The sequence below is a fragment of the Pelagibacterium lentulum genome, assembly GCF_003992625.1.
Lineage (GTDB): Bacteria > Pseudomonadota > Alphaproteobacteria > Rhizobiales > Devosiaceae > Pelagibacterium > Pelagibacterium lentulum.
On the sequence record NZ_RZMW01000029.1, the window covers coordinates 206,080 to 218,411 of the forward strand.

The 12,332-nt window shown below is 58.2% G+C and carries 15 protein-coding genes and 2 tRNA genes; 5 read left to right on the forward strand and 12 right to left on the reverse strand.

Annotated elements, in window-relative coordinates; all coding sequences use genetic code 11:
* Positions 1-97 precede the first annotated feature (97 nt).
* Positions 98-793, reverse strand: a complete 696-nt coding sequence (locus tag EO133_RS08205) for a GntR family transcriptional regulator (RefSeq protein WP_127072158.1) — start codon at positions 791-793, stop codon at positions 98-100.
* A gap of 144 nt (positions 794-937) precedes the next feature.
* Between EO133_RS08205 and EO133_RS20215 the strand changes: the two genes are divergently transcribed.
* The gene (locus EO133_RS20215) at positions 938-1,108 is read left to right on the forward strand and encodes a hypothetical protein (protein ID WP_164734931.1); all 171 of its coding nucleotides are present in this window, start codon (positions 938-940) and stop codon (positions 1,106-1,108) included.
* Here the strand turns inward: EO133_RS20215 and EO133_RS08210 are convergent.
* The 3 genes from EO133_RS08210 to EO133_RS08215 form a co-directional block, all read right to left on the reverse strand.
* Positions 1,095-2,072: a site-specific integrase gene (locus EO133_RS08210; protein WP_127072159.1), complete on the reverse strand. Its 978-nt coding sequence runs from the start codon at positions 2,070-2,072 to the stop codon at positions 1,095-1,097. The genes EO133_RS20215 and EO133_RS08210 overlap by 14 nt on opposite strands.
* A gap of 18 nt (positions 2,073-2,090) precedes the next feature.
* Entirely contained in the window at positions 2,091-2,288 is a 198-nt protein-coding gene (locus EO133_RS20220) for a hypothetical protein (RefSeq protein ID WP_206513479.1), read from the reverse strand.
* 229 nt (positions 2,289-2,517) lie between these two features.
* Positions 2,518-2,592 (reverse strand) — tRNA-Gln (locus EO133_RS08215).
* Positions 2,593-2,710: 118 nt separating this feature from the next.
* Here EO133_RS08215 and EO133_RS08220 point away from each other — a divergent pair.
* Positions 2,711-2,787 (forward strand) — tRNA-Pro (locus EO133_RS08220).
* Positions 2,788-2,823: 36 nt separating this feature from the next.
* On the opposite strand, the gene EO133_RS08225 is transcribed toward EO133_RS08220, so the two are convergent.
* From EO133_RS08225 to EO133_RS08230, 3 genes are all read right to left on the reverse strand, one after another.
* On the reverse strand, positions 2,824-4,173 hold the full coding sequence (locus tag EO133_RS08225; protein ID WP_127072160.1) for an NAD(P)/FAD-dependent oxidoreductase: 1,350 nt from the start codon (positions 4,171-4,173) through the stop codon (positions 2,824-2,826).
* A 5-nt stretch (positions 4,174-4,178) separates the two neighbouring features.
* A complete protein-coding gene (locus EO133_RS20225; protein ID WP_164734933.1) occupies positions 4,179-4,349 on the reverse strand; it encodes a hypothetical protein in 171 nt (56 codons plus the stop codon).
* Positions 4,350-4,473: 124 nt separating this feature from the next.
* Positions 4,474-5,088, reverse strand: coding sequence for a biotin transporter BioY (locus EO133_RS08230; RefSeq protein WP_164734934.1), 615 nt, complete (start codon positions 5,086-5,088; stop codon positions 4,474-4,476).
* Positions 5,089-5,171: 83 nt separating this feature from the next.
* On the opposite strand from EO133_RS08230, the gene EO133_RS08235 reads away from it, so the two are divergent.
* Positions 5,172-6,080, forward strand: coding sequence for an MBL fold metallo-hydrolase (locus EO133_RS08235; protein WP_127072162.1), 909 nt, complete (start codon positions 5,172-5,174; stop codon positions 6,078-6,080).
* Here the strand turns inward: EO133_RS08235 and EO133_RS08240 are convergent.
* Together EO133_RS08240 and pdxH are read right to left on the reverse strand one after the other, a co-directional pair.
* A complete protein-coding gene (locus EO133_RS08240) occupies positions 6,075-6,896 on the reverse strand; it encodes a DUF1499 domain-containing protein (RefSeq protein ID WP_127072163.1) in 822 nt (273 codons plus the stop codon). The two genes, EO133_RS08235 and EO133_RS08240, sit on opposite strands and share 6 nt — an antisense overlap.
* A gap of 9 nt (positions 6,897-6,905) precedes the next feature.
* Positions 6,906-7,544: a pyridoxamine 5'-phosphate oxidase gene (gene pdxH / locus EO133_RS08245; RefSeq protein ID WP_127072164.1), complete on the reverse strand. Its 639-nt coding sequence runs from the start codon at positions 7,542-7,544 to the stop codon at positions 6,906-6,908.
* Positions 7,545-7,693: 149 nt separating this feature from the next.
* Here pdxH and EO133_RS08250 point away from each other — a divergent pair, with 149 nt between their 5' ends.
* Positions 7,694-8,665, forward strand: a complete 972-nt coding sequence (locus EO133_RS08250) for a DnaJ C-terminal domain-containing protein (RefSeq protein WP_127072165.1) — start codon at positions 7,694-7,696, stop codon at positions 8,663-8,665.
* A 179-nt stretch (positions 8,666-8,844) separates the two neighbouring features.
* On the opposite strand, the gene EO133_RS08255 is transcribed toward EO133_RS08250, so the two are convergent.
* Positions 8,845-9,651, reverse strand: coding sequence for a helix-turn-helix transcriptional regulator (locus EO133_RS08255; RefSeq protein ID WP_127072166.1), 807 nt, complete (start codon positions 9,649-9,651; stop codon positions 8,845-8,847).
* 86 nt (positions 9,652-9,737) lie between these two features.
* Between EO133_RS08255 and EO133_RS08260 the strand changes: the two genes are divergently transcribed.
* On the forward strand, positions 9,738-11,318 hold the full coding sequence (locus tag EO133_RS08260; RefSeq protein WP_127072167.1) for an MFS transporter: 1,581 nt from the start codon (positions 9,738-9,740) through the stop codon (positions 11,316-11,318).
* A 124-nt stretch (positions 11,319-11,442) separates the two neighbouring features.
* On the opposite strand, the gene EO133_RS08265 is transcribed toward EO133_RS08260, so the two are convergent.
* Together EO133_RS08265 and EO133_RS08270 are read right to left on the reverse strand one after the other, a co-directional pair.
* Positions 11,443-11,754: a DUF6958 family protein gene (locus tag EO133_RS08265; RefSeq protein ID WP_127072168.1), complete on the reverse strand. Its 312-nt coding sequence runs from the start codon at positions 11,752-11,754 to the stop codon at positions 11,443-11,445.
* The gene (locus EO133_RS08270; RefSeq protein WP_127072169.1) at positions 11,741-12,277 is read right to left on the reverse strand and encodes a GFA family protein; all 537 of its coding nucleotides are present in this window, start codon (positions 12,275-12,277) and stop codon (positions 11,741-11,743) included. Before EO133_RS08270 ends, EO133_RS08265 begins: the two co-directional genes overlap by 14 nt.
* Between the last annotated feature and the right edge of the window lie 55 nt (positions 12,278-12,332).

Genomic DNA, 12,332 nt, shown 5'->3' on the forward strand with positions numbered 1-12,332 from the left:
GCTCGCGTCAGCGCTTCATGAATCGCTGGCACGACCTAACCTTTTGTTATGTCTCAAGTCTTTTCGGAAAACCGGTTCCCACTTTTCCGGACTTGCTCTAGGCGCGCGCTTCGCGCATCCGCTTGACTTGCAGCAGATGGGTTTCGAGCTCGGCTTTTTGAGCCTCCTCGTCGAGTTCGCTTTTGACGAGCCGCACGACAGCATCACAGAACTGCTCGTGTTGGGTGACGACCGCATCAAGGTCGTCGTCGCGGTATTCGCTGCGTGAGAAAATGATCAGGACGTGGCGGGCCAGTGCCTCCCAAAGAACGCGCGAAATTTCGTTGCCTGAGGCCTCGGCGATGGCACGGTGGAAATCCAGATCGGCGGCGAGGCTTTCGGCCCGGTTGCCGGCGCGCGCAGCCTCGCGCATACGCTGTAGCGGGGGATTGAGGTCGGCGCGTGGGTCACCCGACTGTCGCCACGCTGCCACCGCATCACGCAGCAAGACTCCCTCGAGGAACATGCGGACCTCCAGCACTTGGCGCACTGTGGATTCAGAAAAAGAAACGACGCGATAACCGCGGTTCTGCTCGCCGGAAACGATGCCCTGTGCATGCAAAATCTTGAGCGCTTCGCGTACCGGTGCACGGCTCACGCCGGTTTGGAGCGCCAAAGCGCTTTCGGAAATGCGCTGTCCAGGTTCAAGTGCGTTTACTGAAATCGCCTGCGCGATTGCATCCGCAACAGTTTCGGCCAAGGCAACCCGCTTTGGTAACTTCAAAGCCGATCCGGCAGCATCTTCAATGGCCATATTGCCTCACGTTTTACCAGCATTTTTAAAGTATGCTTTCGTAGTGACGTACCACTCCGCTCTTATAGGGTCGAAGCGAACTTGATAAGCTATTAAGCGTCAGGATTCGCAATCGGTCACATCATATCATGCACAATCTAGGTATTGAACAGTTTGCGCATCCTCGCCTATATCGTTGTGCGACATGGCGACGTCTATGGGCCGTTGCTCGATGCCATCGAACGGGAGCTTGCCGAGGCGCGGCAGCGCGTGTCGCACCGCGACCGGGCGAAACAGATTCTCGCAGCCATGACGCGGGAGGCTAACCTTGCTTAGGCTCCTTGAACGCGATGCGCTTCATCCACCGCGCCTTTTGTTTCAGCGACGGCCCCGCGCCGTATTTCGGGCGAGTCCACTTGTGCCCCATCAGCGTGGCAACGACTTTTTCCGGCGCCTCAAGATCGGTCAGCTGGTCCTCAAAGGTATGCCGCAGGCTGTAAACCGAATGATCGTCCGTCGGACGCATACCGTACTCGCCCATATACTTGTTGGCCGTCGCAGAGAACGAGGCATTTTTGTCCCAGTACCGGGGAAAGCCGTCGGGAAACTGCTTGAAGGCAGCATGCGCCGTTCCCAGCAACGGAATATCGCGGGCCGAGTGATCGGTTTTGAGCACGCGATCCACCGCCTTGATGGACACATAGGGGATTGGGGCGTCCAGATGGATATGTTCAGCGCGAGCGTGGCAAACTTCCACCGGTCGCATGCCGGTCGAGGCCACTACCCATATGATGGCGCGTGCTTCGGGATTAAGGCCATCCAGTGCGCCTGGCGCAAGAATGACGTCTCGCACGAAAGCGGGATCGTAAGGCGCACGTTCTTCGTATCCACCGCCTTCGAGCAACAGTCCAGTGAACTTGGAGCGAACGTCCGTGAGGCTCAGGCGATCGACGTTGCCAAACATCTGTGTCAGGTGCCCGATATCCTTGTTGGCCGTGTCGACCTGCACGCCTTCGACCGCTACGCGTTCCTGCCAGTATTGGCGGTATCGCAACGCGTCCTCGCGGCTAATCTCAGAGAGCAGCTTATCTCCGATAACCGACGTCAGATTCTTGATGGCGAGCTTTTTGGCGTTGCGCCATCGCCGCATTTGATTGGGCGAGTATTTGGCCAGCGCTGTCGACTGGTTTTCCTCTACGGCCTCGAGAAGGCCAGACAGGCGCAAGGAAGGCTTGCTTTCACCGCCGAGAATGGCCGTGACGTCCTGTTCATTGTCCAGCGCCTTTCGTTGCTCAAGCAACTCAACGCGTCTGATAATTTAATTGGGATCGTCAGTGAGATCGAACACGGTCTTATAGGTAAGCCCTACCTGTCTGGCACGCTTCTGGGCCGCTTCATATCGCAGCCGCGCCTCAGCGGCCTGTCCGTCGCGCATGCCGCGCCAATAGATTTCGAGTTCGGTGCTCAACCGCTGCATGACGGTCTTTGCCCTGACGCCGCAGGGATCGTCGGCCACCGCGATTTCGGTGCTCAGGCGAACGATGGTGCGCTTGTCCAGATGCGCAAATTACTTGGGCACACGACGGATCATGTACCAGATACCGTCCCGCTTGTGCGGTCTGACGTCGCCCGATTTTCGCATGCGCTGACCCCATTTGTTACGCAATATATACGCACCTGCGAACATCTGAGGTCAAGTATTATAAGAAAAGGACTGGAAATGCTGGATATTTTTAAATGTGTGCTGGCTGGGGCGGCAGGATTCGAACCTGCGAATGCCGATACCAAAAACCGGTGCCTTACCACTTGGCGACGCCCCAAAGCGCGTTGGTTCCTACACTGTTTAATTGCGCCGCGCAACCGCATCGAACAGGCTTGAACAGTAGATTTTCACACTATATATAAGCGCCCAGATCGGCGTAAGATGCCGTTCGATGACGGAGTATAGCGCAGCCTGGTAGCGCACCTCGTTCGGGACGAGGGGGTCGGGTGTTCGAATCACCCTACTCCGACCATATTGAAAGCCCCGGTTCGAGCGACCGGGGCTTTTCTTATCGCGCGACGCTCTCTTCGAGATTGGTCACGGTCTTGTCGAGCTCTTTTTCTACAGCCGTGGTGCTATCGAGCGACTGCACATCGGCTTCGTCCGGCCCCGTAATCAGCCGCGCGCCCTTGTGATAGGTTAACCAGGACCACAGCCAGTTAATCATGACGCTGAGCCTGTTCCTGAAGCCTACGAGATAGGCGACATGCACTGCTCCCCACAACAACCACGCAAAAAAGCCGCGAACTTCCAGCCTGCCGAATTTACCGACCGCCGCCGAGCGCCCAATGGTCGCCATAGTCCCCCAATCGCGATAACGGAACGGGGTGGGCTCTGGAAGAGAGTGGTGTTTTGCAATGATCATGCGAGCCGCAAAATCGCCCTGCTGTTTGGCTACAGGAGCCAGGGCCGCCAACGGGTTTCCGTCCTTATCCTTGGCTGAACTTACGTCGCCAATGACATAGACATCGTCAAACCCTTTCGGGCGTAGAAAAGCATCGACTTCCACCGCGCCATTTTTCGCCATATCCGCCCCAAGCCATTCCCCAGCGGGGGTGGCTATGACCCCGGCACACCAGAAGACGTTCGGTGTTTCAATTGCCTGATCGTCCAGCGTCACGCCATGCCCATCAATCGCCTTCACCGGAGCGCCGGTCATGACCTCTACGCCAAGTCGTTCGAGTTTATCGATGGCATAGCGGCCCAGATGCTCAGGATAAGCGGTCAGCACGTTGTCCATAGCTTCGATTAGAACGACGCGTGCAGAGCGCGGATCGATATTCTTGAACTCTCTGGCCAATGTCGCCTTTGCAAGTTCTGCCAGGGCACCCGCTGTCTCTACGCCTGTCGGGCCGCCACCGATGACCACGAAGGTCATGAGGCGTTTACGCAATTGCGGATCTTCGGTGGTCTCGGCACGCTCGAAGGCCAGCAATACACGACGACGGATATTGAGCGCATCATCGAGCGATTTCAGCGATGGAGCATGTGGAGCCCATGCGTCATCGTTGCCGAAGTAGGTATATTGGGCTCCAGTCGCAACAATCAGATTGCTGTAGCGCAAGCGCGCGCCGCCGACGGTATGAACCAGCTTCTTTTCCGTGTTGATGCCATCCACCCGATCCATCAGAATTTGAGCATCGGTCTTGCCGGGCGGCAAAACGGCCCGAATTGGCACGGCAATATCGGAAGGTGCCAAAGCGGCGGTGGCAACCTGATAAAGCAATGGCTGGAAGAGGTGATGATTGCGCTTGTCGATCAGGGTGAACGGAATGCCAGAGCGCGCGAGGCGCTTTGCAGCGCTCAGCCCTCCAAATCCCGCGCCAATTATGATGACCTGTTCGGTCGCATCATCCATACCAGTCAGCTCTTGCTTTCGTCCTTGTGATAAAGCTCGCGCGCACCTTCCTCGGCGCTTTTACGCTGAAGGCGCGTCGCCCTTTTCGATTTGACCATGCCATAAACGAGCACCAGTCCCAAAAGGACCGCGCCGCCGAGCACGGCAAATAGCCACGGCATTGCAGATAATTCCATTGAACATCCCCTTTTCCAGTTGCGTCTGTGAAAGGAAACGGCTGCCGGGAACGAAAGTTGCATAAAACAAGGGCCGATCGATGCTGACCGGCCCCTGGCAAAACTCAACGATGCGCAAATGCGATCAGGCGCGGAGACGCTTGACCAGCGCCCAGCCGCCAACGACCGTAAGCGTTGCAAAGGCCATCTTGGCGATGTCCCAGACGATGAAGGGCTTGACCGCGCCTTCAAAGGCCGAAACCAGCACGTTGGACTGATCGATCCAGCCCGCCTGCCCGGCCATGGCCAGAAGCCATGCAAATCCGAAGGCGAACATCACCATGTTGCCCGCCATCAAGGCGCCGAAACCTGTCCAGAAATTGCGCATGGCGCCCCGGTCAGCCAGCCAGCCGATGATTGCCGCCATCACGATGAAGCCGACGAGGAAACCGCCAGTGGGACCAAGCACGTAGGGAACACCAGCGAAGGCGCCGGCAAAGACCGGCAGTCCGGCGAGACCCTGTGCAAGATAAAGCGACACGGTCGCGACACCGAGGCGGAAACCAAACGCACCGGCGATTGCCGCAATCGCAAGGGACTGAAGCGTTACGGGAACCGGCCATGTCGGCACATTGACCTTTGCCGCGATGGTGAGCACCATCGAGCCCAGAAAGGCGATGGCAATCGCGCTAACGATTTGCGCCGTGCGTGTCTTTGGCTGATACAGCCCCAAAAGTGTGTTGGAAGAGGCAATAGTCATGGCCGTTACAAGTCCCTTTGCGTTAAAGCCCATTCATTAGTTAAGACTTCTAGCCATACAATCGGTTCGGTGCAATCCTCACTATGACTGACGCCCCCAGCTATCAGACGGAATTTGACGCACTGCCCGGCATGGCCGTGACTATTGCGCCTGCGATAACCAGGGTCACGGCTCCTAATGCCAGCGCCTATACATTTACCGGCACCAACAGCTTCATCCTTGGGGAAAACAGCGTTTTCATTCTCGATCCGGGGCCGGACGATCCAGCCCATTTTGCTGCGCTGGAGGCCGCGATTGCAGGGCGCAAGGTCAAAGCGATCATTCTCACCCATACCCACCGGGATCATAGCGCACTGGCGCCGCGATTGAGCCAGGCCATGCAGGCTCCGCTCTGGTTCGGTGGCGAACACCGGCTTTCGCGTCCCTTGCGGCTATTCGAGGTCAATCCCTTTGCGCGCTCGGGTCATTATGGCTTGATGCCGGATCGCAAACTCGATGATGGCGAGATATTGGAGGCCGACGGCATCGTGCTCGAGGCCATTGCGACGCCGGGACATTGCGCCAATCATTTTGCTTTCAGCGTACGCGGCACGCCCTATCTTTTTTCCGGCGATCACGTCATGGGCTGGAATTCAACACTTGTTGCCGCTCCAGACGGTGCGCTGGCGCCCTATCTCGAGTCACTCGACAGGCTGATTGCACGCAGTGAGCGCCTTTATCTGCCGGGCCATGGCGGGCCGATTGAAAACGGTCCGGCACAGGCCAAAGCGCTCAAAGCGCATCGGCTCATGCGCAATGGCCAGATTCTCGAAGCAATTGCAGACGGTTCAAAAACCCTCGCCGCAATTTCTACCCGCATGTATCCCCATCTCAAGGGACGCATCGGTATTGCTGCGCGTTACACGGTGGCCGCCCATCTCGACTACCTCAAGGCGCTGGGCAAACTCGACTTTCTGCGGACGCCCTTCGGCACGCGGGTCTGGCTGTCATAGCGCTTCGTGATCTTCAGGCAGTGCTTCGGGCAATTCCTCCTCATCATCGTCATCTAAGATGGCAAGCCCATCACGCACGTAAAGCGTTACCGCGTCATCAAGGGCCAGCAAGGCATTTTCCAGGCTGCGCCCGTTGTCTCCAAGGTCATGCCACATGTCGCGCAGAGATGCGGCTCGGATGGAAACGTTTGCTCCCATCGGATTTGCGGCCACGCGAATGGCAATCTCGCTCGACCAGCCCCAAAGCGTTTCCCGCCGTGCATTGAGCGTGCCGATCATACCGGTTTCGGTCGGCGCACGGTTTCTGAGCACCGTCCAGCCATTGTTTCGCGCCAGCGCCTCCACAAGATTGTGCATGACTTCAACCGGCAGTTGATAGGAGCGGGAAACGAGGTTGGGAAACCGGTTGGCCAGCGCTTCCGGGTCGACGGCATGTTCCGGGCGATCGGGATGCGCAAGGGCAAGCGCAGGCGGATTGCCTATATCGGTCGAAACATCGAGGGTCGATGGATAGGAGAGATAGAGTGCAAACGCCGTCCCCGCAGGTATCAGTGCAAAACTGCTCGCAATGAACCCCGAAAGCGCCAGCCCCCACCCCTTGTCACCGGTTTGCCAGAGCACGGTAAAGGCCAGAACCGCCAGTAAAAGGGCAAGCGCTGCAAACACTGATGCCAGTCCTATCGAAATCTCGAAAACGTCTGGCGCGATCTGTCCGGAAAAATGCAGGATGATCGACAAAAGAAGCAACACGACCGAGAAACTTCCCAGTCGCCGCGACCATATGGCCAGTCTTGAGGTGCGAACGACAATACGCATCAGGTTCCGCTACGGATAAAGACGGGTGTTTGTCCAGCCCTCGCTCTTGCTTGCCCGGTTGAAGACAACCCGGTCATGCAAACGAAACTCGCCGTCTTTCCAGAACTCGATCTGTTCTGGCCAGACCCGGAAGCCCGACCAGTGGTTTGGCCGTGGTACTTCCTCGCCCTCAAATCGTTCCCGTAGCGCCTCGACGCGTGCCAGAAGCGTTTCGCGCGTGTCCAACGGACGCGACTGATCCGAAGCATGAGCCCCGAGTCGGGAAACAACAGGCCGCGTTGCGAAATAGGCGTCTGCCTCGGCTCCGCTCACGATCTCGACGGCCCCACGAACGCGCACTTGCCGCCGTATAGACTTCCAGTGAAACAAGAGCGCAGCTTTCGGACGCGCCTGCAATTGCTTGCCCTTCGCGCTCTCGAAATTTGTGAAAAATACAAAGCCGCGCGAATCAAGGCCGTTAAGCAAAACCATGCGGATGTCTGGCATGCCGCTCTGGTCCACGCTCGCCAATGCCATGGCGTTTGGATCGTTGATCTCGCTTTGCCGGGCGGTTTCCAGCCATTCCTGGAAAATTGCGAACGGGTCCAATGTGCTGGCATGAGTGTCATCGAAAAGCTGAGCGGTTAAAGGCTCTTGACGTTCACTCATATTCAAACCCGCTTCTGGACAATGTCTGGTGCGCTCGCCATATAGGACGCGAATGCGCGGCGTTGCAACTGCCGCAGTGAATACCATTTTTTAAGATGCAGTCGGCTTTTTCGGACGACGGCAACCGTTCTGGGGACTATAAAGAGACGATGCGTGACCCTTACACAATACTTGGGGTGCCGCGGACCGCGAGCGAAAAGGATATAAAGTCCGCCTATCGCAAGCTGGCCAAGGCTCTTCACCCCGATCAGAACCCGAATGACAAGACTGCCCATGCCAAATTTGCCGAGGCAACGGCGGCCTATGATCTGTTGTCCGACAAGGCGAAGCGCGGCCAATATGATCGCGGCGAGATCGATGCTGAAGGCAATCCGAAATTTGCAGGCTTTGGTGGCTTTGACGGCGCGGGCATGCGCGGCGGGCGAACGGCTGGCGCAGGCGGCTTCAATGCCGAAGATATTTTGAAAGAATTCATGAGCGGCTTTGCCGCCGGTGGCGGACGCCGGGCTTCGGGCAACCCGTTTGAAGGCACAAGTGCCGGCGGTGGCGCAGGCTGGGACCCATTCAGTGCCTCTGGCGCAGGCGCGCAAGGCAGCCGTACGCCGAGGGGCAAGGGTGCTGACATCAACATCAATCTCACCGTCACGCTCGAAGACGCAAATGCTGGCAAATCGATCCCGGTTGCCTTGCCGACGGGCAAGACGGTTTCGGTGAAACTGCCCATCCCTCTGGAAGAAGGCCAGCAGATCCGTTTGCGCGGTCAGGGTCAGCCGTCACCGATCGGCGGACCGGCTGGCGATGCGCTTGTCACGGTCAAGTTCGCCCGCCACAAGCATTTCCGCCGGGATGGAAACGATTTGCGTGTCGACGTGCCGATTACACTCTATGAGGCCGTGTTGGGCGCCAAAGTCCGCGTGCCGACGCTGACCGGGAATGTGGAACTCAACCTGCCCGCCGGTCCCGACACCAGCAAGGCCCTCCGGCTCAAAGGCAAGGGCCTCTTTGGCAAAGGCGATCTTTACGTCAATCTGCGCGTTGTGCTGCCGGATGGCGGCGATCCGGATCTTGAAAGCCTGATGCGGTTCTGGCGGGACCAAAAACCCTACAAGGTTCGGGACTGAGCGGCGGTCTGGTATCGGCTCTGGTGCGCCAATGGCGGGGATAAGCCCGCTTGCCAGAATCGAGTTTTGACGCCGTTGGCACCGATGGCAGGTTTCGACCTTATTGTGGTCGCCAATTCCGGCATGAAGTCGCTCTAAAGGCGGAACTCCCGATAGACTGGATGCAGAGAGCTATCGGCTTAGGTGTTTGTCCCACTCTCGTCGCCAAAATAAACCACCATCCACAGGTGCCGATGTTCGTCGACCGTCAGGACTTCGTGATGGAAACGAAACTGGTCCCCCCTCTGGTCGATAATCGTGCCGATTCCCCGGCTGTAACCGGCCATGTCCGGGTGCTCGATCCAGCGGCGAAAGTCAGGCGATAGCTTCTTAAGGTCATCAATCAGCGCGCCCATCGCCGGATCCTCGGGCGTACCAGCGAGGTCGCAGCGGAACTGAGCAACGAGCCTTCGGGCATCTTTTTGCCAGTCCGGAAGTCGGCGGCGCATGTCGGGATCGGCGAACATCATCCACATGAGGTTTCGATAGGCGTGCTCCCGCCCCATGAGATCGAACAGTCCATCGGCGGTCGCGTTCCACGCGATGACATCCCATCGCAGATTGAGCACATAGGCTGGGCGTGTGAGATCGTTGAGCAATTGCTGGATGTGAGCGCTAACGGACGCAGACTGATAGGCTTCGGGAGGTGGCGGTCGCCTATGCGCCAGGAGGAACAGGTGGCAACACTCGGCATCATCCAGCCGGAGAGCCTTGGAAACGTTGATCAAGAAGGCTTCGGAAACCTGAATGTCGCGCCCTTGTTCGAACCAGGTGTACCAGGTGAGACCGACGCCCGCGAGCAAGGCCACTTCCTCACGTCGCAAACCGGGCGTGCGTCGGCCACGCGTTGTCGGGAGACCGACGTCGGCGGGCGTGAGCTTTGCCCTATGGTGAAGCAGAAAATCTGACAGATCGCTTCGTGTGCGGGCAAGAGTTCGTTCGGGCAAGTCTATTGCTCCTAGTAACAGGATAATTTCTAACATTGTAATAGTTTTATTCTGCCTGGAAAGTCATCCCTTCGCAAGGAGGTACAATGACCGCTCATCACGACACCGTCCGTCCATCAAAGCAGCTCGGCTCAGCACCGGCACGCATCATTCGTTCACGCGCGGGAGCACGTGAATGGCTGGGGCTTGCCCTGCTCGCCCTGCCGACGGTCCTGCTTGGTCTCGACTTGACCTTGCTGCATCTTGCCCTGCCGGCGCTGGCGACCGATTTGAGGCCAACAAGTACGGAGGCCCTGTGGATCATGGATGCCTATGGCTTCATGATCGCAGGCTTTCTGATCACAATGGGCACGCTGGGCGACCGCATCGGTCGACGCAGGCTGCTGATGATCGGCGCGGCCGCATTCGGCATCACTTCGGTCATTGCAGCTTTCTCCACCAGTGCCATGATGCTGATCATCGCACGCGCGGCACTAGGCGTGGCTGGTGCAACGCTGATGCCTTCTACTCTGGCACTCATCAGCAATCTGTTTGCCGATCCTCGCCAGCGTGCATTGGCGATCGGTGTGTGGGCGACGATGTTCGCGCTCGGCATGGCCATGGGGCCGGTCGTGGGCGGTGTGTTGCTGGAGCATTTCTGGTGGGGTGCGGCCTTTCTTGTCGCGGTGCCGGTCGTTGTTCTGCTGCTTTTGCTTGCACCGGTCCTGCTGCCTGAATACCAAGCCCGGCGCAGTGGCCGGATCGATCTCACTAGCGTGATGCTTTCCCTCGCGGCCATGTTGCCGGTGATCTACGGCATCAAGGAAATCGCCAAGGATGGGTTCACCGTCGCCACCATCATCCCGCTGGGGACCGGCATTGTCTTCGGCCTACTTTTCGTGCGTCGGCAGCGGCAACTTGCTGACCCGCTCCTCGATCTTGGCCTCTTCGCCAAAAGGGCCTTTTCGGTGGCTCTGATCGTACTTCTTTTCGGACTGATCGCCGTCGGCGGCACGATGCTCTTGGTCACGCAGTATCTGCAACTGGTGGCCGGCTTCTCGCCGCTGGTCGCTGGTCTCTGGATGGGGCCACCCGCACTGGCGATGGTGGCCGCTGGCATCGGCGCGCCGCTGTTAGCACGCAATATCAGGCCAGGTCTGGTTGTGGCGGGTGCCCTTGCCTTGTCGGTCATCGGCTATCTCATGCTAATGCGGGTGGGGAACGATGTGACCGGTCTTATCATGGTCGTAGTCGGCTTCTCTCTGGCCTATCTTGGGCTCGGCACGATCGCAGCCCTCGGAACGGACCTCGTGGTTGGGTCGGCCCCTGCGGAAAAGGCAGGTTCGGCTTCGGCATTGTCCGAGACCGTGCAGGATCTAGGCGTCTCGCTGGGCATCGCCTTGCTTGGTAGCTTTGCAACTGCGGTCTATCGCCAAACGGTACAGGCACGAATACCGGAGGATTTATCCCGTGAAGCGCGCGAGTCTGTCGGTGACAGCCTATGGGCAGCAGCCGCGATGGCGGAGGAATTACCAGACAACCTGCTGGAAGACGCCCAATCTGCGTTCATCGCAGGTTTCAATGGCGCAGCCGCATTCAGCGCCATCGTTGTCGCAATTCTTGCTTTGCTCGCGGCCATGGCGCTGCGGAAAATTCCGCCGCTTCGCGCTCCATCCCACGGGCCGTAACGGGACGATTTAGAGCGGTGCCAGTTGAATGTGGTTTTCACGGGTTAGGGTCCAAAAGCCGCCAGTTCGTATCCCACCCCATCGCGGGCTACCCAACGCGATACCGCGCGCCGGGTCGCAACCACTATACCCTGAACAATCGCACCGGGCTGCCCTTCGCGCGCTTGATGATGCCTTTGGCTTCAAGGTCGAGTTGGGCGCATTTGAGCCACCATCCTGCCTTTTCCCCGCCGGGAAAAAGGTCTTGCGGCAAATGCGGCAGCAGCGCTTCCTTGGCTTGGGCCACGGTCAGCCCCGGCTCCTCCTGCGGCAAAACGGCGAGCAGGCAATCGCGCATGGCTTCGTATTTCGGACGGTTGACGCGATAGACCCGGCCCGGCGATGTAAAATTTTCGACCTCTATCTTGTCATCGGTCTTGTTATCAAACTTGGCCATTGAGCGTGCCCTTCACATAGTTGATCTTCGGCGTCCTGAACCCCATCGCAAGCCATGCTCCCAAAAGGCGAAACATGAACTTTCCTGTATGCGTTTTAGGGCTTGGAATATCATCGTCAAAATCCGCGCCGCCGGGGCGATCGCGCGTCATTGTTCGTATTTCGAGCGGCGGACGTTCGGCTTCCGGCAGCCGTCCGGCATAGATCGATAGCCAGTGTCCATTGGTGAATTCGAGAAACATCGGGCTGTTGCAGCAGGTCGCAACGACGCGTCGTGTCTTGCTGTCCGGCTTGAGCCGCACCTCCCCCATAAGATCGGCACCCTTGGCGCACGTTACTCTGTCTTTGCGGTAAAGCACGAGCGGCGTGCCCCCATCGCTGTGCACGATCTCGGGCGCTCCCGGCAGGGTATGCAATTTCGCGCCAGCCGTCTGGCAGCTTGAGCAATAACATGCTGCGCTCATAATCGGCTGGCCGGTCAGCTCCAGACTCACTTGACCGCATTCACACGACGCTCGAACCACATCGATCTTCCTTCCAGGTACAAAACTAGACTGAACGGTCCAGTTCTATATGTCA